Origin of the sequence: Gilliamella sp. B2969 (assembly GCF_026536195.1) — a bacterium.
Lineage (GTDB): Bacteria > Pseudomonadota > Gammaproteobacteria > Enterobacterales > Orbaceae > Gilliamella.
In genome coordinates this window covers 178,781-199,011 of the sequence record NZ_JAFNOP010000003.1, presented here as the reverse complement: position 1 = coordinate 199,011, position 20,231 = coordinate 178,781, and the positions used below count along the sequence as shown (strand labels likewise).

The window sequence follows — 20,231 nt, the reverse complement described above, 5'->3', positions numbered from 1 at the left end:
TAGCTGATCTTAGTCTGTTTTGCATTAATCGTATAACATTCTATTTTGTTGAATGAAATGTAATAAGAGTATGATTATGCAGCAATTAAAGAAAAATATGCGATTCCGAGATTTAGTGATTTTGGGATTGCTTTTTATTGGTCCAGCAGCACCAGTAGGATTATTTGGTGTGTTATACGCGATCAGTGATGGTGCCATTGCTTTAGTGTATATTGTCGCTACTTTCGTTATGGCTTTTACCGCATATTCTTATGCTAGAATGGCTCGTGCTTTACCACATGCCGGCGCAGTTTATGCCTATTGTTCTGTTGGTATTCATCCCAATGCTGGTTTTTTAGTTGGCTGGTTATTGCTACTTGATTATATGTTTATTCCTGCTGTTGCTTATCTATTTAGTGGTATATCACTCAATGCATTGATTCCCGAAGTGCCTGTATGGATCTGGACTTGTTTAGCCGTCGTGATTACCACAACATTAAATTTAATTGGGGTTAAAAAATCAGCAAAAATCACATTAATTATCTTAATTCTTGAAATTATTATCCTATTTGCTGTGTTATTGGTGGGTATTTGGATTATCGTAAATAGTGATATTAGCCGCAATTGGTTATACCCTCTTATTGGTGGTGAGCTATTTACTTGGGGCAAATTATTTAATGCAGTGTCTATCGCAGTTTTATCTTATTTAGGGTTTGATGCAATTGCTACTTTTTCTGAAGAAAATAGTGGCCAACGTAACATAGTGAGTAGAGCGATTATCTGCTGTCTAGTTTTAGCGGGTGCTTTATTTGTAGTACAAATTTATGTTGGTGCTTTACTTAATCCATATAGTGCAGATTATTTAAATAGTCATCCTGAACTAAAAGGTAAAGCTTATTATGACATTGTTAATCACGAAATTAATGTATGGCTAGGATGGTCGTTAAGTTTAATGAAAGCGATCGGTGCATCATTTGCGGCAATGGTTGGGCAGGCTGCGGCAAGTCGTTTATTATATAGTATGGGACGAGATAAACGTTTACCTTCATTTTTAGCCAAAGTTGGTCAAAAAAGTGGTGTGCCAACTGTTGCAATTTTATTTGCGGCGATCTTTAATTTAGTTTTAGTTGTTATTGCGGCAAATAATGATAAGGGGCTGCCTACTTTAGTCTCATTTGTTGATGTCGGTGCATTAACTGCCTTTATAATGTTACATGTTGCAGTAATTGGTTATTTCAAATTCAAAAAAGCTTCTAAAGGATGGCTTTCTTGGGTTTTTGATATCTTAGTGCCTATTGCTGGTATTGTAGTATTATTACCGGTATTAATGCATATTGATAACGATGCAAAAATTGTTGGCGCAGTTTGGTTAGCTATTGGCACTGTCATGCTCTACTTGAATAAAAATCGCAATCAACCGCTTTGGTTAGAACAAAATAACCAAGACAGTTAATCGATTTTCTTTAACGGATATAACAACTTGATTGTAGCACATGATTATATAATAATACCTTCATTTTTAATTAAGTGTTATAACCATGCTTTCAGAAATAGTAAACGGTGCGTTAATTTCAGCCAGCTTAATTATTGCTATTGGCGCTCAAAATTTGTTTGTTTTAAAACAAGGATTATTAAAAAACCATATCTTTTATGTATCAGCCATTTGTTTTGTCTGTGATTTTGCCTTAATGTCTATTGGTATCTTAGGTCTTGGTACGTTTATTAGTCGTAATCCGTTAATTACCAATATATTGGCAATATTGGGTGCGCTTTTTCTTATTTGGTATGGTTTTGGTGCATTTAAAAGTGCGATTAATGGTACGAGTAGCATGCAAATAGAATCGCAAAGTACCGATAATACTAGCCGGGTAAAAGTTGTAATGGCAACCTTGGCCGTCACTTTACTTAATCCACATGTATACTTGGATACCGTTGTCATTGTTGGCGGTATTGCGGGCACGTTAAACAGTCAACAAAAATTGGCTTTTTTGATTGGTGCTGTTTGTGTTTCTTTTATCTGGTTTTTCAGCATTGGCTATGGGGCAAGATTACTTACCCCTTTATTTAAACAAAAAAGAATGTGGGTAATTTTGGACTGTATTGTCGGTGCTGTGATGTTTTATATTGCTTATCGATTAGTTACGTACGTGTTTTTTGCAAATTAGACCAACCAAATTCGATTGATGATTGATAATTCATCGTTTATTTGTTGATAACATTTATTTGAATTATTTAAAATAAATTTGCTAAGTCGTGCATTTAATCTTTCAAGATTAGCACGTAGTGTTGAAAAATTGATTCCAAACAGATTTGTCGAATGCGAGTGTATTCATGGTCACTCTATAGTTATTAAAATAAACTTGAATCGCAATGAAAAAAGATGGTGGGTCGTGAGCGATTCGAACGCTCGACAAACGGATTAAAAGTCCGCTGCTCTACCGACTGAGCTAACAACCCATATAGAAAACTGCTAAAAGTGGTGGGTGATACCGGGTTCGAACCAGTGACCCCCTCCTTGTAAGGGAGGTGCTCTCCCAACTGAGCTAATCACCCCAAATGTTTTATTTCTAAAACGTCACGGTAAAGATTGGTGGGTGATACCGGGTTCGAACCAGTGACCCCCTCCTTGTAAGGGAGGTGCTCTCCCAACTGAGCTAATCACCCTTACCGTGTGGATGTGCATTATAAGGCACGTCTTATTTCAGTCAACCTTTTTTTTTATATTTCTGCAAAAATAGCCTTGTTCGGTTTAAATTTAAACATTTTTTGGATGATACTTCACAAAAACACATATTTGCGATTTTTATTTTGGCAATGATGCTTATGATTGAGTCATGAAAATTAAATTACATGAGCTGCTAATTGATGAAGATTATAAATAAATATCGAGTGGTTATGTTTGTTGAGCCATCAATCATACGATATAAAGTAATAAACAACCGGGATCGATTAACAGCTTCATTGTCTGAAGATTTAATGGAATATCCTTATCAGAATTTTGTTGATATTGACCTATTGCTCAGTGCATTACAAGAAAAGTTACCTACACTTGCTTCTTTTGAATTAAATTTGCATGAAGATTATATTCAATCCACTAAACTTGAACTTCCCCAAGTTAAATTAAATTTAAATGAAATACTTCTATATGTTGAAGCCTCTATCTATAAACTGTTTGAAATGCCAGCCAGTCACGCGTTTTTTGATTTTGTTTATTTGGCTAAATCACAAAAACAATTAATGGTTGCGATTTGTGATCGTAAATATGTGAATCAATGGGTTGAGCTATTTAAAAAACATCATTGTCGGTTGAGTTTTATCGGTTGTGTTTTTAAACAGTATAAATTCAATTTTTTACCTTGGAGACAGTCAAAACATAAATCACAAAAACTTTATTTAGCAATGACTACATTAAGTTTAATTGGAATTTTGAGTTGCCTATTTTGTTATTGGTGGCTGCAAGTTAGCAGCGAATTAAATTATTATTTAACACAATGTTCTAAGCAACAAATAATTAAACAAAACTTAGCTCATCAGCTTTCAACATATAAGCCCGATCCTTCACCGAGTCAACAGCAAATCAAATGGACATTATTATTGATTTCACAGCTTTTACCACAAAATATTTGGTTGACCTCGTTTACTTATACCCCCAATAAAGTGAGTTTATTAGGACATAGCTTCAACTATAAAGATATTACAGACTTTAATTTAAATTTATTACAGCAAGACCTTATTGAACAAGGACACGTTAAAACGATCAGTAATGATAATCAAAGTTTATTGTTTGATATGGATTTAAAGCTACATGAATAATGATTTTTTTTATAGACCATTTTGGCAACAATATTTAATTTGCATTTTATTTCCTATTATTGCGTTTTTAATAGGCTATTTAGTTTTAATTGAGGATATACAAAATGAGTCAATAAAACAGCGTGCGTTATACCAAGAACAGTTGCAGCAAATTGCATTATCGAAACTAAAAATTGCGCGTTATCAGGCAGGAAAACAACATGCATTGAGAGTGATTAATCAAAATCAACTCGCATATTTTATCGAGAAAAATCAATTGGTATTAAACATGTTTAAATATCATCAAACGGATACGGGTGTTAGGTGGGAAGTTGGACTTAAAGGTAATTTTAGTCATTTTATTCGTTTTCTATCCGAACTCAATAATGAATATTTTTATTTGGATTTTGAAAGTTTAACTATCACCAATCAAGAAACGTATCTTCAAATTATTTTTACGTTATTGTTCAAAAAGGAGAACGAGTGAAAATCAACTTTTTTATAGCCCAATGTTTATTATTGATTAGTGCTTTTTCTCGCGCTGATAATGAAGTAAATCGTGATCCTTTTTTACCTTCTCAACAAGTGACGTGTAGTGAACAACAAGAGAGTTTACTAAAGCAGATCAAAGTCTGGCAATTTAAAGGGATAGTAGCTCAGGTGAATAATTCTTATCATCAAATTTGGCTTTATTCTGAAAATCAGTGGTTATCAATCACCGATGATATTGTGCCACATGTGTTATTTCCTTGGTTTATCCAATCTTTGCAAAATAATCAAATGATATGGCAGGCAAATCTTACGAACTATTGTCATGACACAGTGCAATGGATGATGCAATTAAATGAATAGTACACAAATGATGTGTTTTTTTCATCAAATTTTAAATGAAGTGAAATTAAAATTAAAGGTTGTCGGTTTGGGTCTGTTGATAATGATAGTCGTGACTACCAAGATTGATGCCAATCAAATCACGGCTGATCGATCATCTGATTTGAGCATCTCAAACAAGGTTTCAATTAATTTTTATCAAACTGATATTGCTATCATTTTACAGGCTTTGGCTGACTGTAAAGCATTAAATTTAGTTATGGCTGATGATTTGTCTGTGAAGCAAACTATTAAATTACGTGATGTGGAATGGCAAAAAGCTTTAGATATCACTCTTCGATCAGCAAATTTACAGGCAAAAATAGAGGAGAATATTTTATTCATTTCCAAAGCTGACGATCCTGAACAGTTAAGACAAAAACGGCAAGCTGAGATGAAGCAACAAGAGCAAACACAAGCACTAAAAGCACTTTCTATTGCCGTTAACCATGCCGATTTGACTACGTTAATCGATGCCATTAAGCAGCAGGGCTTATTATCGGAACGAGGTAGTGTTGTGATGGATAAACGGACAAACTCATTAGTCATCACCGACATTTCAAAGCAATTGGATCTGATTAAAAAACTGGTTGAAGTTATTGATAAACCTATGCCACAAGTCCACATATCAGCACATATTGTCACAATGAGTGATGAAAGTATGGATGAACTTGGTATTAAATGGGGATATGCGGGGGGATCCTCACAATTACTAGATAAGTTTGATGTTGGGCTTGGTGTGATTAATTCAACTTCAACGTTAGGATTTAACTTAGCAAAACGTTCTGGGAGTTTACTTAATTTAGAACTGTCAGCATTAGAATCGGAAAATCAACTTGAAATTATTGCTAGCCCTAATTTATTAACTGCCAATCAAAATACGGCGTCTATTAAACAAGGAACAGATGTGCCTTACGAAGTATCAAGTGGTAATAATGGTGCAACGACAATAGAATTTAAACAAGCTGTTTTAGGTTTAGAAGTCACACCTAAAATACTTGATGATAAAAAAATGATTTTGGACTTGTATATTACACAAAACACTACTGGTCGTTCTATTAAACGCCGTGATGGTGGGGAAGCATTAGCGATTGATACGCAAGAAATTAAAACACAAGTTATGGTGAAAAGTGGTGAGACTGTTGTACTAGGGGGGATTTTTCAACAGTTAAATGATAAAACTAAACGTGATGTGCCCGGTGTTAGTGAAATTCCTTTGGTCGGTAACTTATTTAAATATAAAGGTAAAAAACAACAAAAAAGAGAATTAGTTATTTTTATAACCCCACAATTAGTTGAGTAAATGCCAACAGCGTTGTATTATACAAGGTCTTATTTTTGATGGTTTACTTTTCTTATAATTTATTATATTCAAATTATAAGGTTTTTATTCATCATAATTACAACTTATTATTACTATAGAGAATATTATGTTTCGTGTTGTTGCTTCTGATCTGGATGGTACTTTATTAACGCCTGAGCATAGCTTGTCACCTTATACAAAAAAAGTGCTTCAAGCTTTACGTCAAAAAGATATTCATTTTGTTTTTGCAACTGGGCGTCATCACATAGATGTCGCGCAAATGCGTGAAAATATGGAAATTGATGCTTTTATGATTACATCTAATGGTGCTCGGGTACATGACAGTGCAGGTAATTTAGTTTTTAGTCAAAGCATTAAACCAAGTTTAGCCAGCGAACTCGCTAAAGAATGTATTGATGATCCACTAGTTTATACCCATGTTTATCGAGGGGATAATTGGCTTATCAATAAAGAAGATACTTATTCTCTTAGCTTTTTTCGTGATACTGATTTTACTTATCAGTTTTTTAATCCACTTGATTTTGCAACTGATGATATTGCTAAGATCTACTACACAACAAGTGGCGATGAACTCCACCCACACTTAGTAAAAATCAAAGAAAGACTTGATGCAAAATATGGCGATAAAGTAAGTATCACATTTTCGTCATTGAATTGCCTTGAAGTTATGGCGGAAAATGTATCAAAAGGTAGTGCACTTAAAAAAGTCGTTGAAAAGTTGGGACTCGAATTAAAAGATAGTATCGCTTTTGGTGATGGCATGAATGATGTTGAGATGTTATCTTTGGCAGGTAAAGGTTGTATCATGGAAAATGCTAGTGCTGATTTAAAGCAACGATTACCTAACTTAGAAGTCATTGGATCAAATGTTGATGACGCTGTTCCTCATTATTTGAGTCATTTATTTCTTTAAAAAATCTGAATAATTTTATGGATCTTAATTTTGATAAAGAGCTTAATACGTTAGGATTACGATGTCCTGAGCCTATTATGTTAATTCGAAAAACGATTAGAGAACTTGAGATAGGTCAAGTTCTTCATATTGTAGCTGATGATTTTGCCACAACGCGTGATGTGCCAAGTTTTTGTAGGCATATGGATCATGAGCTATTAGCATCTCAAATAGAATCGGAACCTTATCAATATTGGATAAGAAAATCGCATTAATATTTGTTAACAATTTAATGAATACGATTCATATTAATCAATCAATTCAATTTGAAACAAATAATAACGTAGCGTTCGCCAATCGTTAGGTATTAGATGATCTGTCATCAATAATAATGTACATCGTTTACCATTATGACGTGATTGTAAATTAAGAATTATCATATAGCGAAGCAATAAAGGTTTGCGTAATAAATACCAACGTTGCTTATGCCAATATATCTGGTTGATATGGTGAAATAAAGCAAATTCTCCTTTTATTGTTTTGCAATAGCGTAGCGCTCGAAACCATTCGATAACCAAGATTAATGTCACAATAAAGGTATAACTATTTAATGTGGTATGAGCAAATTGGAATAAACACAATATGACTAACATCAAATAAAAAATTGAAAAAATAGCAATTTGTTGATAAGAATTCGTCAGTTTTGTGCTCCACATATTAATGCCTCGATCTTGATAAAACAGGATTATTACATGGTATTGTTAAAAATTGCTTAAAATTAAGCTTAATATGGGAGATAATATCCAGAATTATGTTATTTTTATCATATAGATGTGTAATTACCAAAAGCGCTGGATGACTAAATTAATGATATATTTATTCACAACTATATGAATTAAAACATTTTAGGGTAACAAATATAGCATTTGTTGCCCATATTTTATTTAAAAATTAAATTAGGAATAATTTGTGATATTAATTAGAGTGTTGAAATTTATTCTAAAACTTTTAATCGGCTGCTTTCTTTGTGGTTTAATTATTGGGATCGCTGGATATGCCTATTATTCAAAGGATTTACCCGATGTAGCGACATTGAAAGATGTGCGCTTACAAACACCAATGCAAGTATTAAGTAAAGATGGTGAATTGATCGCTATTTTTGGTGAACGTCGACGCACTCCATTGAAGTATGATGAAATTCCGCCCATTGTGGTTAATGCCGTGATTGCCACCGAAGATGCGCGTTTTAATGAACATTTTGGTATCGATCCTATTGGTATTGTCAGAGCAATGTATATTGGCGTGAAACAGAAAGGCTTTTCACAAGGTGGTAGTACTATCACTCAACAAGTGGCAAAAAACTTTTTTTTAACGCCAGAAAAAAGTATCTCACGTAAAGTAAAAGAGATGATTTTAGCGATTCGTATGGAAAAAGAGTTATCAAAAGAAGAGATCATGGCGCTCTATCTTAATATGATTAACTTTGGTTCCCGCGCATACGGCGTTGCTGCTGCTGCCTATACCTTTTTTGGTAAAACCCCTGATCAGTTAACTATCGATGAAGCTGCATTATTGGCCGGTTTACCTAATGCACCTTCGGCTTTTAATCCAATATCTCATCCTGATCGCGCTTTGACAAGGCGTAATTGGGTTTTAAGTCGTATGCTTGATCAATCCTATATTACCCAAGCTCAATTTGATGAAGCGATAAAAAAACCATTAAGCGTGAGTTATCATTCACCACAGATAGAATTTTCAGCCCCTTATGTTGCTGAAATGGCACGACAATTTATGTATGATAAATTTGGTGAAAATGCTTATACTGACGGTTATAAAGTCTATACAACTATTTCCAAAACAGACCAAATAGCCGCAACTGAGGCTGTCCAAAAAAATATTATTGATTACGATATAAGACATGGTTATCGTGGTGCTGAAAAAATATTGTGGAAAAGTAACGAACCCCCATTGAATGCAGAACAAATTCAGCAAGCGTTAGATAAATATATTTGTTACAACCAAATGTGTCCAGGGGTTGTTATGCAATCTTCCGACACCGAAGCCAAAGTTGTTTTATCCGATAAAAGTGATATTAAAATATTATTTGCTGGTATGAAGTGGGCTCGTCCATTTATTAGTGATAACCAGCAAGGTGCGTTTCCCAAAAAAGTATCGGATACACTAAAACCAGGTCAATTAATTTGGGTGAAAAAATCAGGTGACAATTGGGATTTAGCACAAATTCCTGCGGTAAATGCGGCACTAGTCTCTTTAGATTCTGATAATGGTGCTATAAAAGCAATTGTCGGTGGTTATGATTATAATTTAAGTAAATTTAATCGGGCAACACAAGCGCTACGTCAATTAGGTTCAAACATCAAACCCTTTATTTATACAGCCACGTTAGAACAAGGTTTGACTATGGCTACCTTGCTTAATGATGCACCTATTGTGCGTACCAGCGGTAGTCAAATATGGCAACCTAAGAATTCCCCTCCAAATTACGCAGGACCACTTCGTTTAAGAATTGGTTTAGGAATGTCTAAAAACGTGATGATGGTTAGAGCATTAAGGGCCATTGGTATTGATTACGCAGCAAGTTATTTGGAGCGTTTTGGTTTTCCGAAAGAAAACATTTCACATAATGAATCTTTAGCACTTGGATCAGCATCATTTACGCCGTTACAAGTGGCAAGAGCTTATTCGGTTATTGTTAATGGTGGTTATTTGATTTCACCTTATTTAATTGAAAAAATTGAAGAAAATAATGGTGACAGCGTGATATATCAGCATCAACCTTTAATTGCTTGTCACAATTGTCAGGATGATGAAGTCTCTAATGACTCAAAACATCTATCCCTTAATAATGTTGAAGATGTCGCTAATGAGTCAGGTAATGAAGAGCCCGAACAAGCCAATCTTAAATCTGATGATAAATTGATATTACCAGACATTAATGATGCTAATAAAACAAATGATAATACACCTAAATATGCGCCTCATACTATAAATAGTGGTATTGCATTTATTATGAAAGATGGCCTACGCTCTATCGTCTTTGGCGGCTCAGATTGGCAAGGTACGGCTTGGCGTGTTAAAGCTCTAGGTCGAAAAGATGTGGGAGGAAAAACAGGTACGACCAATCAGTCCAAAGATGTTTGGTTCTCAGGATTTGGTGGGAATATTGTTACAACTGTTTGGATGGGATTTGATGATCATCGCAGGGAATTAGGACGCACTTTCCGAGCCGAAGCGGGCGCTGTGACAGCAAATCCGGTGTGGGTTGATTATATGAAAGTAGCATTAAAAGATGTGCCAGTACAGGAAGATGTACAACCTGAAAATGTTATCTCTGTCACGATCGATCAGAAAACAGGATTACTCCCTAACCCTGGTGCGAAAACCATGTCAGAGTATTTTATTAAGGGAACTGAACCTACAACATATGCGACACAAGAAGTCGGTACCAGTGTGACTGATTCACAAGGTAATACTTCAGAGCTATTCTAACTTAAGGATTTTAAATGAATGGTTCGATAAGAATTATTGGTGGCAAATGGCGTGGGCGTAAATTGCCAGTTCTAAATAAACAAGGCTTGCGCCCAACCACTGATAGAGTAAAAGAAACATTGTATAACTGGTTAATGCCAGTTATACATAGCAGCGAGTGTTTAGATTGTTTTTCGGGAAGCGGATCATTAGGTTTTGAAGCTGCATCGCGTGGTGCGCAGAGTGTTACTTTACTTGAGAAAGATAAACAAACCGCTCAACTATTAATCAAAAATACACAACTTTTAGCAAGCACAGCTATTGATGTTTGTCATACTGATACTTTACAGTGGCTTAATCGTTCAGCTTATAAACAATTTGATATAGTATTTATCGATCCGCCTTTTCATCAAGCTTTAGTGGCAAAAACCATTAGCCAGCTTGAAGAGAATGGTTGGTTTAAACCTTCTGCTTATATCTACATTGAAACTGAAATAAATTATAATGTCATGAATGATATTCCATGTAATTGGTATTTACATCGCGAAAAAACCGCAGGGCAGGTGCACAGCTACCTTTTTATACGAGAAGACGTTTAATGTTTATATTTATTGGTAAAGTTTTATATTCCTTAATTTGGTTGTTTTTTTTATTTAATCTTATCTACCCTTATCCAAGACCGGCAAACATTGTAGCCTATGTTGGATTAATCGCTTTTGCTATAACCCATGGTTTACAAGCATGGATGTTACAATCAACGATGACAAACCAAGAAAAAGAGCAGGACAAATATAAAGCACTTCGTCTTTTTATTTTTGGTGTTTTTGAATCACTTAGCTGGAAACAAAAAAAATAGAGAAAAAAGTGGTTGTCAGATACAAAAATTTTTGTATAATGCTCACCACTTCTTTAGAAGTCTCCAAATATGCGGGAATAGCTCAGTTGGTAGAGCGCAACCTTGCCAAGGTTGAGGTCGCGAGTTCGAACCTCGTTTCCCGCTCCAATTCATAATGTAGTACTAAAATGTACAAACTCATAAATATCAACAGTATCATTTATCATTATACCTAGTATAGGTCCTGAAGCTACAGTGTTGGTATGGCTTTAATGAGCACCATCATGATCAATCGCACACATTTTATAGTGTAACTTAAGTTAACATACTTATTACTGGTTTACCTATCCAATAAGAAGCTTGCATTTTTAGCGCTTATAATCCTCTACATGTTTAGTATCTTTTTTAAGAATTTAAATTTTTGAGCAATTTATTAACAATATAGGGGTGGATAATAGAAACGGGTAACATATACAGTTTTCCCCAAAAATTATGATTCTTAACTGAAGTAATGATAAACAATTCTTTCTTAAAATCATTAGTTTCAATAATACGAATAGATACACAAACATCGAGATGAAAATCCCTTACAACTAATATTAGTGTATCTCTTTTTTTCTCGATAATTGTGAAAAAATGAACTTTACTGCCTATATCAGGTTCCCCTTCTTCCAGAGTATCAAATCCATTTATAGATCTGATTCCAACTCTTTTCCCTAAAAAATCCCTAATTCTAAATAGTCTGCCCAACCATTTTGGCTGGTAGGACGTCATCATTTTATAAACTTCGTAAGCAGTAACATTTTTACAAACATTCAGGCACTGATAACTTAAATAATCACATTTTTCGTCTATTAATGCTATGTTATTTAATAAGCCTTTGAGTATTTTAATCGTAGCTTTTTGCTTTTTTTTCATTAATGAAATTAATATTGTTAATATTGTATGGAAATAATACCAATAAAATGGGAATTAAAAGATGACACTCTATAAATTAGATAAATGAAATGGTTCATCTTCTATATTGTTTAGTTTTTTTCAACTTATACTATAGATCAAATTGATAATTTAAAAGGTATGAATGGAAAATTATCACCATGATGCATTATTGACGAAAGCTCCAGCATAATACTAAACCTTTTAGTCACGTTTGGCATCATGTTAAAAATGGAATAGCGCTTATGCAAAAAGAGATAATAATATTTTTCCACATAGCGTGAATTCCGGTTAAAAAGATTAAAAACTATCTGTTGTTTTAAAACCGCCACCACCTGTTGATGAACTAGATGAAAACCCACTACCGCCGGAAGATGAACTGGAAGCGCCTGAAGAACTATTGCTGCTAGTAGATGATGACCTCGATGAAGAATTCCATGAAGTTTGTTTTGATGAACTTGTTGTAGAGAACATGCTGGTGCTTTTGGATGAAGACCAATTAATGGTTTTATTACTATTAGCTTGGGTTCGACATGAAATAAGTACATGGACTATTGTTTCAGGAAAAATATCTTTGTTTAGTAGATTGTTAAGTAACTCATCAAGTTTAGATGATGAGATATTATATTCATAATAAGAACTAGGGATGTTATTTTGTATAAAAATAGATAGCGTTTGTTCAAAACGCATATAAGTATATTCTAGTGCTTCAACAGTGTGTTTTAGTGTGGGTAAACTTTGCTCTACTTGTTGTATTTTTCTATCTAAAATCGGAATTTGTTGTATTAGTTTATCATCTTCTAAACTATTGCTTTGCAAAGTTAATTGTACCACCTCGTTTATTGATTGTTGCTGTAATAACTTAGCTAGCTTGCTGGATATTTCGTTAAATTGTTTACTATGTCCGGATAGACTATCATTTAAGGTTTTATCTGTTAGCGATTTTTGTTTTTTGTAGTTTTCCAAAATTAAGTTAGTTTGGTTAAGATCATTTCTCAATTGAGGTAAGCCTAAGCTTTCTTCGATATCATGTTCTATTTTTTCTTTTTTTTCTGATGCTAGCCGATGAGCTGTCTTTATTGTTTCATAACGTTGCTCAGACTCTTTGATTAATGCTTCAAGCGTTTTTTGATTCTTAAGATTTTCCGTAAAGTTAATAAATCTCGCTACCCATGCATCCAAATGACGAAAGATCCAAAAACCTTTATAGCTATCTTTTCCAAAATTTCTTTCAATTAGGTAGTTGTAACAGCGGTTTTGTTTGTATTCTTCAATTTTTTGAGTAAACTCTTCGAGTGATAACTGATAGTTTTTACTTTCTTTATTTAAACTTTCTTCCGTTTTTTTGAAAATAGTAAAAAGCGATACATAATCAGGATTATTTTCCAACTGAAAAATCTTTTTTGCCATTTTTTCATCAACTTGTTCCTGTAAGCTATTTACTTTTTGTTGATAATTAACACTGATTTGTTCTAATTCGTCTGTGCGTTTGTTTAAATGACAAAATACCTCTTGTAGTTCATCAACCAATACTTGTATTTGTTTGTTGGTTGTCTTGGGTGATTCTAATAAGAAAATACGGGCTATTTGTTGATACAACTTTACTTTATTATTCTGTAAACTTAAGATTTTTTGTTGTGCATCATGAAGCTTTTTATAAGCATCATCTAATGATGATTTTGCACCTTGTGTTTTTTCTTCAATTCGGTTTTTTACTGCTTTCCCCAACATGTTTTACCACTCCAAAATTCTGCCCGATTTAACGCTAGTTGGACAATTAAAAGATAATCGGCCTACTGGTTTATCACAAAGCTTGTTATTATCAATATGTCCATCTGCTGATTTATCTGCTTTAACGCTGTTAAATGCTTGTTGAGTAACTTGTTGACCAAAAATACTGGCTAATTGTATATCACCAGTTTCGATACTTTGTACCCATATTGGTATATTTTTGCCAGTTGGTGTCATAGGTTTGACAATTAAATACCAAGACTTACCATTGGTATTTTTATGAGTACGCTCAATGCCTGATTTGGAATCTGGATTATCGATAATTGTCAGAGTCAATGGTGTTTGTGCTAGTTTAATGAAGTAACTCATCATTTGGTGATATAACTCTACATGTTCAAAATTAAGATTTGTTAAATTTGCTTTTATTTCATTTTGTAGTGTAGTAACCGGTGCCATATCTTTGATCGGTACGTTTAGCGCTTGCAGTTGTTTATTGTCAGCATCAATTTTAATTTTTAAAGCCTCTGCTCGATCAACTGAGTTGTATAATGTTTCGATATGATTGATATCGATGTCTTTTTGCCCCTGATTAAGCGCGTCAATAACCTTATCAGCTGCGATTTGTAGAACGGGATATTGTTTAGTTGCTTTTATAAACGCTTTGTTATGAATTAATTTTGCTAATTTTTTGTCTTGTTCAAGTAGTATAGTTAACTGTGTTATCTGTGTTGAAATTTCGGATAATTTCTGACTGATTTGGTCATTAGTTTGTTGTAATTTTTCTAATGTATCTTCCTCTTTTTGGAAGAAAAAAGATTTTTCAATTTCAGGTTTATCAATAGATAGTCCGATTTGTTTATTGAGCAAGTTAGCAATCGAATCTTTTAAATGTTTAGCAGGCGTTTGTGCAAAAATAATCTGATATTTATTAAGTTCATCAAACTGATTATTTAGATCATTTAATGATTGTTGTGAAGCTAAAATATGATTATAGGTAATAAAAATATTATTTTTTAGTTTTTCTGTTTGAACTAAACGAGAGGAAATAATTAATATTAATAAGAGGATGATTATACCTACAATGGTAAATAAGCGAGTGCGTTTGAGGTAACAAGCAACAAGAAAACGTTGCAACCATGATCGCTTGGGTGCATTGAATCGTAATCGCTTATCAAACCAAAGATTAATCCCTTTTTCAATGGTTTTATCATCAATTGCTAGGTTTTGCGTTTGATAGTAATCCTCGATACTTTGTTTTAAATTGTTGTGTAATGTTTCACGATCTAGGTGCTCGAGCAATAATTGTTGATTTTGGTAAAGCTCATCAATAATTGCCATTGCCCCTAGTTGATCACTAAGCTTGACTTCTCGCATTAAGCATTAACCCTTAAGATGATATTATTAAAACGCTGTTTACCATCTTCAACAATGCGATCAATCTCTTTAGCATTATTAATCGATTCATTTCTAAGTTCATTAATTAACTGATGGCTTGATTCTTGATAATTAACAATAGATTCAATCAACGATCGTAATGACTCGGCCTTGATTGTTGAGCCATAGCCTGCTTTTAAACCTTCTTTTAACTGTTTACCACTTTGTTTGGCAATACTTTCAATACCCTTATTGATACCATCTTTCATTGATTCTAGAGTTTTAGTACTTTCACTTAAGCCAGTTAATGAAGTGATTGATGCACTTAATGCGGTGAATACAATTTCATTGGTTGAAAAAAAACTAACACTTTGTTGATAAACACGTTCTTTGACCGAGTTAGTTTGTTGTAATCGAGCATATACTGCTTCGGCTGCGTTATATGAGACGGTTAAGTTATTGGTAATATCTAAAATAATTTGGTAACGCCTGTCTTCCTGTTGCACATTGCGTAACGCTTCGTCTCTAACGAGTTCTAATCGTGCTAGCTCAAGGTGATTATCTGATTGATAGTTATCAACTTCCGCCATAGCGTTAGATAATTTTTCTTTACATTCATTTAGGCGTGAAGTTGCAGTGACTAAAACTTCTTCGGCAATAATTTGTGTTTGTTTTAGACCAAAACGAAAATCTTGGTAAGCATTTAAAATAACATGTTCTCGTTCTACTTGGTTGCCGGTTTCTTTTGATACTTCCAAATAAGTTTTTCTTATTAGATCAAAGCGATCGGGAATTGACCCGCGTTTAAAGCTCATCCATCCCATTTTGATTCTTTCAAGTAGATCTAATTTGCCATCATCCAACCAATCCAGCATCTTTTCCATATCAGTGCGGATACTATCAAAGTGATTAACAATTTTAGTGTAACGTTGTGAAACGTCCATGGCATCTATTTGCTTCCTTACCACTTCATTAAATGCACTTTGTTGTTGCAATGTTCGCGCAATAGCAAGAATACGATTTTTATCAACTTCAGCTACATTGTCTAATAATTTTAAAATAGGTACATCGGCTTGAGGTTTAATTGTTATACCGATTTTATTAAGTAATTGTATTGCTCTATCTACATAAGACACGATATCATTAGACATATCCCTATCCTTAAAAGTATTTTTAATCAAATATATATCAAATCTAGCCCGAATTATAACGTAATAACTTTATGATCACCATTGAATTATCTGTTTAGCGTTGCATGGGTTGAGATGATAGATTTTTCACCAAAATTTAGCTGATGTTTTAATGATTGACAATATAATAGTTTTTATAAACTTGGGGGAGATAAATAATGTTATAGATAAAGTTATAGTTAAAACTGATTTGATGGCATAAATCATGGTTACTGCGAATTTTTTGATGATGAATTATTAAATTCATCTATATTAGCTAGCTTATTTACCTGACTTAGATAAATTGTTTTTAATTTTTTAGTTATGTTATTTAATCTGTGTGTAAACGTCAAAAAGATAGATTGTAAATGATGTTTATTATTTTTTATTTAATAATTTTTCTATTTGTTTAAGTGTAATTCCCATTATTTTGGCGATAGCTTGCTTATCCATGCCTTTTTCTAATAAGGTTGTAACCATGATGATCTCTAATTTTTCCCGTCTAACTTTTTCTGATTTTGTTTTATGTTTTTCACATGCTAGTTTCTCTTTTGCTATGGCTTTTTCTTCTTTGCGGATTTGTTCCATAATTTGATAAGCAGGGACATATTTCAAGCTTTTTTCCAGTTCGTCCATTAATCCAATAGCTTTGAAACTAACATAAGTTTTGGTTGAAATAATTAGGTGATCAACCAGTTCGATGTTAAGAATTCGTCCAACTTGAATTAGGCGATCGGTCATATCTTTATTACACACAGAGGGGGCTAAGCGTCCTGAAGGGTGATTGTGTACCGCAATCACACGTGATGCATTTTTCATTACAGCCACTCGAAATACATTCATTGTTTCGATATTGACTGATTTGTAGGCGCCTAAAGCGATAAGTTCAATATGTACAATATAGCCAGCAGCGTTTAAACCGATAATCCAGAAATGTTCTTTTTCTTGATCTATTTTGTTATCACGTAGTAATACGTTTTTCATGATGTTATAAACATCATCAGTTCCTTCAATATAACGTTTATCATTTTTGCCCAGCTTAATATCCATTCGCAATTCGTATTTAGATAAAAAATGTACGAAATATAACATAAATCAGATGGTATTGTAAGCAATGGCTTTTGCGTCCCTTATTTATCAAGATTTATTGCTTATTTCGTAGTGATTTTAGGATAATAATAAACGGGATAAGTAAACGACATTGAATGTGCTTTTCGACAGTAAAAATATTTGAACGTGTTGAGAAAAACTTTACATTTAGACATGATTAATGCTCACGAGATCATTGATTGTTCAATGCCAAATTATAGACATGTTCGCGTAAATCGACTTTTTAAACCGCTTCAAACAATAGAATGAGGTAAAATAGGCACTTTTTTATATCGTACGATCGAGTAAAGATCGACAAATGGCATCGTGTTTGTGTTGCCATATTGATATAAAATAGACAAATTTATGTTACTTTTTATACTTAAATATCTATATTACCTTAAACATCTTTACATAAAATGTTATTTTTAGTAAGGTTACTTTACGTTGTTTGCACCATTTGATGGCATGATTTTTTCTCATTTTGGTGCAAAACTAGTCATCTTTTTGAACACTATAACTCAATTATTATCCGTTACTAAAACATTATAATTATTTTTTATTAGTTTTTTACTTTAAAAACAGTAATTATATTTATCCACTTTTATAAAGATGTTAAGAACTACTGGCATAGTAATTGCTTGTAATAATATTGAATATAATTAAGTCAATAATTATAGAAATAAGTTTAGAGGAAATATGCATATGGAAAATCATAGCAGTAGTACAGTTGCTTTTGTAAAAAAGCGGCGCTCTTCGTTAATAAGTGCCATTTTTCTAATGGCCACTTCGGCAATAGGTCCGGGATTTATTACTCAAACAGCCACTTTTACTGTTACTTTAGGTACCGCTTTTGCTTTTGGTATTTTAGCTTCTATTATTATCGATTTTGTGGTGCAACAAAATATTTGGCGCGTCGTTGCTTTAACTAAAATGAACTCTTCAGATATTGCTAATGCAACTATTCCTTTTAGTGGCTATGTTTTAGCTATGCTTATTATATTTGGTGGATTAGTTTTTAATATTGGTAATATTGCTGGAGCTGGATTAGGTTTAAACGCATTGGTTGGACTCGATCCTAAATGGGGAGGGGCAACCAGTGCGTTAATGTCAGTTTATATATTTTCATCCCGACAAGCCAGTCACTTTATTGATCGCTTAATGATCGGTTTTGGTTTATTAATGATTATTCTGACATTATTTGTGGTGTTTGCTTCACATCCACCAGTAGGTGAAGCGTTAAAAGAAACGGTTTTCCCTAGTAGCATTGATTTTGCTTCGATTACCACAATTGTAGGAGGTACGGTGGGTGGTTATATTTCTTATGCTGGTGCTCATCGATTACTAGACAAAGGAATGGTGGGTGTTGAACATATTGACTATGTTTCAGGTGCAGCAACTAAAGGCATAATGGTCGTTGGCTTAATGCGTTATATTTTGTTTTTAGCTATTTTAGGTGTTGTTGCAAGTGGTGTGACTATTGATATTTCAAGTTATGCGGCTAACCCTGCATCACAGGCGTTTCAAGCGGCGTTAGGGGAATTAGGACTACGCATTTTCGGCTTAATTTTATGGGCAGCTGCAATAACAAGTATTATTGGCGCTGCTTATACTTCTATGACATTTATAACGCCGTTCAAACGTAATATTACAGAAAGACAACGAAAAATTGCCACCATTATATTTATTGTTACTTCGCTTGCTGTTTATTTAATTATGGGAACAGCCCCAGTGTCATTGTTAGTCTTTGCTGGAGGCTTTAATGGTTTAGTATTACCACTGGGCTTAACTATTTTTGTTTATATTGGATGGCGACGATCTGATCTGATGTCTGGTTATCATTTTCCTCGATGGTTATTATGGTCCGGTGTCGTAGTCTGTGCTATTACTTGGTATATGGGAGCCATGTCAGTAGCGACTATCTTCAATTATTTAAAATAGAAGGGCAATATGATCATCGACAAATTGATTGATTTAAATAGTGACCTTGGCGAAAGTTTTGGTCAATGGAAAATGGGTAATGACGAAGCAATTCTAAAAATCGTAAGTAGTGCAAATATTGCCTGTGGTTTTCATGCTGGTTCCCCTGAGGGAATCTTAAAAACATTAAACGCTGCCAAATTAAATAATGTGGCCATTGGTGCGCATGTTGGTTATCCAGACTTAGTGGGTTTTGGTCGTCGAAATATGGACATTGCGACCGAAGAATTAATTGCCGATGTCATTTACCAGATTGGCGCTTTAAAAGGGTTAGCAACGTCAATTGGTAGTAAAGTGAGTTATGTTAAACCTCACGGTGCGTTATATAACACTATTGCACATGATAAACGTCAAGCAATGGCAGTTATTGAAGCAATTTGTCTTATTGACCCAGCATTGACATTGGTAGCACTTGCAGGTTCGCAGTTAATTAATTGGGCAAAAGATAAAGGCTTAAATGTTGTAGCTGAAGCTTTTGCTGATCGTGCTTATCATGCTGATGGGACATTAGTTTCTCGAAAACAAGAAGGTGCAGTATTGCATGATCCTGATTTAGTTGCTCAGCGAATGTTACAATTGGTCAATGAAGGCGGTGTTACCTCGATTGATGGTCAATTTGTTCGTATTGATGCTGGCTCAATTTGTGTGCATGGTGACAGTTCTGGGGCTTTAGCTATGGCGCAAAAAGTGAAAGAAAGATTACAACAAAATGGCATTACAATAACCTCATTTGCAAAGGTGAAAGATGTGTAAACTTGCCCACAACGTTGT

Annotated in this window: 19 protein-coding genes and 4 tRNA genes; 14 read left to right on the top strand and 9 right to left on the bottom strand. The window is 33.8% G+C overall.

From position 1 onward, the window contains the following. Nucleotides 1-76: 76 nt before the first annotated feature. Together J3U66_RS03910 and J3U66_RS03905 are read left to right on the top strand one after the other, a co-directional pair. Nucleotides 77-1,432: an APC family permease gene (locus tag J3U66_RS03910; protein ID WP_267348052.1), complete on the top strand. Its 1,356-nt coding sequence runs from the start codon at nucleotides 77-79 to the stop codon at nucleotides 1,430-1,432. Between the two features lie 85 nt (nucleotides 1,433-1,517). Beyond that, the gene (locus J3U66_RS03905; protein WP_267333209.1) at nucleotides 1,518-2,144 is read left to right on the top strand and encodes a LysE/ArgO family amino acid transporter; all 627 of its coding nucleotides are present in this window, start codon (nucleotides 1,518-1,520) and stop codon (nucleotides 2,142-2,144) included. Between the two features lie 216 nt (nucleotides 2,145-2,360). Here the strand turns inward: J3U66_RS03905 and J3U66_RS03900 are convergent. The 3 genes from J3U66_RS03900 to J3U66_RS03890 form a co-directional block, all read right to left on the bottom strand. Continuing rightward, nucleotides 2,361-2,436 (bottom strand) — tRNA-Lys (locus J3U66_RS03900). A 20-nt stretch (nucleotides 2,437-2,456) separates the two neighbouring features. After that, nucleotides 2,457-2,532 (bottom strand) — tRNA-Val (locus J3U66_RS03895). A 35-nt stretch (nucleotides 2,533-2,567) separates the two neighbouring features. Beyond that, nucleotides 2,568-2,643, bottom strand: a tRNA-Val gene (locus tag J3U66_RS03890). 201 nt (nucleotides 2,644-2,844) lie between these two features. On the opposite strand from J3U66_RS03890, the gene J3U66_RS03885 reads away from it, so the two are divergent. The 6 genes from J3U66_RS03885 to tusA all read left to right on the top strand — a co-directional run bounded on the left by J3U66_RS03885 (nucleotide 2,845) and on the right by tusA (nucleotide 7,132). Next, complete coding sequence (locus J3U66_RS03885; RefSeq protein WP_267333208.1) at nucleotides 2,845-3,792, top strand: PilN domain-containing protein; 948 nt, start codon at nucleotides 2,845-2,847, stop codon at nucleotides 3,790-3,792. Next, complete coding sequence (locus tag J3U66_RS03880; protein ID WP_267348051.1) at nucleotides 3,785-4,258, top strand: hypothetical protein; 474 nt, start codon at nucleotides 3,785-3,787, stop codon at nucleotides 4,256-4,258. The genes J3U66_RS03885 and J3U66_RS03880 overlap by 8 nt, the downstream gene beginning before the upstream one ends. After that, entirely contained in the window at nucleotides 4,255-4,623 is a 369-nt protein-coding gene (locus J3U66_RS03875) for a hypothetical protein (RefSeq protein WP_267333206.1), read from the top strand. The genes J3U66_RS03880 and J3U66_RS03875 overlap by 4 nt, the downstream gene beginning before the upstream one ends. After that, on the top strand, nucleotides 4,616-5,944 hold the full coding sequence (locus J3U66_RS03870; RefSeq protein WP_267348050.1) for a secretin N-terminal domain-containing protein: 1,329 nt from the start codon (nucleotides 4,616-4,618) through the stop codon (nucleotides 5,942-5,944). The genes J3U66_RS03875 and J3U66_RS03870 overlap by 8 nt, the downstream gene beginning before the upstream one ends. 127 nt (nucleotides 5,945-6,071) lie before the next feature. Further along, nucleotides 6,072-6,878 carry a Cof-type HAD-IIB family hydrolase gene (locus tag J3U66_RS03865; protein ID WP_267348048.1) on the top strand — a complete coding sequence of 269 codons (807 nt, stop codon included), beginning with the start codon at nucleotides 6,072-6,074 and terminating at the stop codon, nucleotides 6,876-6,878. A 17-nt stretch (nucleotides 6,879-6,895) separates the two neighbouring features. Beyond that, complete coding sequence (tusA, locus tag J3U66_RS03860; RefSeq protein ID WP_267348046.1) at nucleotides 6,896-7,132, top strand: sulfurtransferase TusA; 237 nt, start codon at nucleotides 6,896-6,898, stop codon at nucleotides 7,130-7,132. A 33-nt stretch (nucleotides 7,133-7,165) separates the two neighbouring features. On the opposite strand, the gene J3U66_RS03855 is transcribed toward tusA, so the two are convergent. Next, nucleotides 7,166-7,573, bottom strand: coding sequence for a protein YgfX (locus J3U66_RS03855; protein WP_267348045.1), 408 nt, complete (start codon nucleotides 7,571-7,573; stop codon nucleotides 7,166-7,168). 262 nt (nucleotides 7,574-7,835) lie between these two features. Here J3U66_RS03855 and J3U66_RS03850 point away from each other — a divergent pair, with 262 nt between their 5' ends. The 4 genes from J3U66_RS03850 to J3U66_RS03835 all read left to right on the top strand — a co-directional run bounded on the left by J3U66_RS03850 (nucleotide 7,836) and on the right by J3U66_RS03835 (nucleotide 11,349). Next, nucleotides 7,836-10,367: a PBP1A family penicillin-binding protein gene (locus J3U66_RS03850; RefSeq protein WP_416379648.1), complete on the top strand. Its 2,532-nt coding sequence runs from the start codon at nucleotides 7,836-7,838 to the stop codon at nucleotides 10,365-10,367. Between the two features lie 14 nt (nucleotides 10,368-10,381). Continuing rightward, a complete protein-coding gene (gene rsmD, locus J3U66_RS03845) occupies nucleotides 10,382-10,945 on the top strand; it encodes a 16S rRNA (guanine(966)-N(2))-methyltransferase RsmD (RefSeq protein ID WP_267333201.1) in 564 nt (187 codons plus the stop codon). After that, the gene (locus J3U66_RS03840; RefSeq protein WP_267333200.1) at nucleotides 10,945-11,202 is read left to right on the top strand and encodes a DUF1145 domain-containing protein; all 258 of its coding nucleotides are present in this window, start codon (nucleotides 10,945-10,947) and stop codon (nucleotides 11,200-11,202) included. Before rsmD ends, J3U66_RS03840 begins: the two co-directional genes overlap by 1 nt. A 71-nt stretch (nucleotides 11,203-11,273) precedes the next feature. Further along, nucleotides 11,274-11,349: transfer RNA gene (locus J3U66_RS03835), tRNA-Gly, on the top strand. A 237-nt stretch (nucleotides 11,350-11,586) separates the two neighbouring features. On the opposite strand, the gene J3U66_RS03830 is transcribed toward J3U66_RS03835, so the two are convergent. From J3U66_RS03830 to J3U66_RS03810, 5 genes are all read right to left on the bottom strand, one after another. Next, entirely contained in the window at nucleotides 11,587-12,099 is a 513-nt protein-coding gene (locus tag J3U66_RS03830; RefSeq protein ID WP_267348043.1) for a DUF2867 domain-containing protein, read from the bottom strand. 318 nt (nucleotides 12,100-12,417) lie between these two features. Next, on the bottom strand, nucleotides 12,418-13,848 hold the full coding sequence (locus J3U66_RS03825) for a hypothetical protein (RefSeq protein ID WP_267333198.1): 1,431 nt from the start codon (nucleotides 13,846-13,848) through the stop codon (nucleotides 12,418-12,420). 3 nt (nucleotides 13,849-13,851) lie between these two features. Continuing rightward, nucleotides 13,852-15,222, bottom strand: a complete 1,371-nt coding sequence (locus J3U66_RS03820; RefSeq protein WP_267348041.1) for a DUF6384 family protein — start codon at nucleotides 15,220-15,222, stop codon at nucleotides 13,852-13,854. Continuing rightward, nucleotides 15,222-16,373 carry a hypothetical protein gene (locus J3U66_RS03815; protein WP_267348040.1) on the bottom strand — a complete coding sequence of 384 codons (1,152 nt, stop codon included), beginning with the start codon at nucleotides 16,371-16,373 and terminating at the stop codon, nucleotides 15,222-15,224. The genes J3U66_RS03820 and J3U66_RS03815 overlap by 1 nt, the downstream gene beginning before the upstream one ends. A gap of 396 nt (nucleotides 16,374-16,769) precedes the next feature. After that, entirely contained in the window at nucleotides 16,770-17,441 is a 672-nt protein-coding gene (locus J3U66_RS03810; protein WP_267333195.1) for a JAB domain-containing protein, read from the bottom strand. Nucleotides 17,442-18,185: 744 nt separating this feature from the next. Here J3U66_RS03810 and J3U66_RS03805 point away from each other — a divergent pair. Together J3U66_RS03805 and J3U66_RS03800 are read left to right on the top strand one after the other, a co-directional pair. After that, nucleotides 18,186-19,421, top strand: a complete 1,236-nt coding sequence (locus tag J3U66_RS03805) for an NRAMP family divalent metal transporter (RefSeq protein ID WP_267348039.1) — start codon at nucleotides 18,186-18,188, stop codon at nucleotides 19,419-19,421. Between the two features lie 15 nt (nucleotides 19,422-19,436). Beyond that, nucleotides 19,437-20,213, top strand: a complete 777-nt coding sequence (locus J3U66_RS03800; protein ID WP_416379718.1) for a LamB/YcsF family protein — start codon at nucleotides 19,437-19,439, stop codon at nucleotides 20,211-20,213. The last annotated feature ends 18 nt before the right edge of the window (nucleotides 20,214-20,231 follow it).

What these genes read in the sequence shown, in the direction of transcription:
- J3U66_RS03910 (WP_267348052.1), top strand. Translation starts at nt 77, where the DNA reads ATGCAGCAATTAAAGAAAAATATGCGATTCCGAGATTTAGTGATTTTG.
- J3U66_RS03905 (WP_267333209.1), top strand. Translation starts at nt 1,518, where the DNA reads ATGCTTTCAGAAATAGTAAACGGTGCGTTAATTTCAGCCAGCTTAATT.
- J3U66_RS03885 (WP_267333208.1), top strand. Translation starts at nt 2,845, where the DNA reads ATGAAGATTATAAATAAATATCGAGTGGTTATGTTTGTTGAGCCATCA.
- J3U66_RS03880 (WP_267348051.1), top strand. Translation starts at nt 3,785, where the DNA reads ATGAATAATGATTTTTTTTATAGACCATTTTGGCAACAATATTTAATT.
- J3U66_RS03870 (WP_267348050.1), top strand. Translation starts at nt 4,616, where the DNA reads ATGAATAGTACACAAATGATGTGTTTTTTTCATCAAATTTTAAATGAA.
- J3U66_RS03865 (WP_267348048.1), top strand. Translation starts at nt 6,072, where the DNA reads ATGTTTCGTGTTGTTGCTTCTGATCTGGATGGTACTTTATTAACGCCT.
- tusA (WP_267348046.1), top strand. Translation starts at nt 6,896, where the DNA reads ATGGATCTTAATTTTGATAAAGAGCTTAATACGTTAGGATTACGATGT.
- J3U66_RS03855 (WP_267348045.1), bottom strand. Translation starts at nt 7,573, where the DNA reads ATGTGGAGCACAAAACTGACGAATTCTTATCAACAAATTGCTATTTTT.
- rsmD (WP_267333201.1), top strand. Translation starts at nt 10,382, where the DNA reads ATGAATGGTTCGATAAGAATTATTGGTGGCAAATGGCGTGGGCGTAAA.
- J3U66_RS03840 (WP_267333200.1), top strand. Translation starts at nt 10,945, where the DNA reads ATGTTTATATTTATTGGTAAAGTTTTATATTCCTTAATTTGGTTGTTT.
- J3U66_RS03830 (WP_267348043.1), bottom strand. Translation starts at nt 12,099, where the DNA reads ATGAAAAAAAAGCAAAAAGCTACGATTAAAATACTCAAAGGCTTATTA.
- J3U66_RS03825 (WP_267333198.1), bottom strand. Translation starts at nt 13,848, where the DNA reads ATGTTGGGGAAAGCAGTAAAAAACCGAATTGAAGAAAAAACACAAGGT.
- J3U66_RS03820 (WP_267348041.1), bottom strand. Translation starts at nt 15,222, where the DNA reads ATGCGAGAAGTCAAGCTTAGTGATCAACTAGGGGCAATGGCAATTATT.
- J3U66_RS03815 (WP_267348040.1), bottom strand. Translation starts at nt 16,373, where the DNA reads ATGTCTAATGATATCGTGTCTTATGTAGATAGAGCAATACAATTACTT.
- J3U66_RS03810 (WP_267333195.1), bottom strand. Translation starts at nt 17,441, where the DNA reads ATGGATATTAAGCTGGGCAAAAATGATAAACGTTATATTGAAGGAACT.
- J3U66_RS03805 (WP_267348039.1), top strand. Translation starts at nt 18,186, where the DNA reads ATGGAAAATCATAGCAGTAGTACAGTTGCTTTTGTAAAAAAGCGGCGC.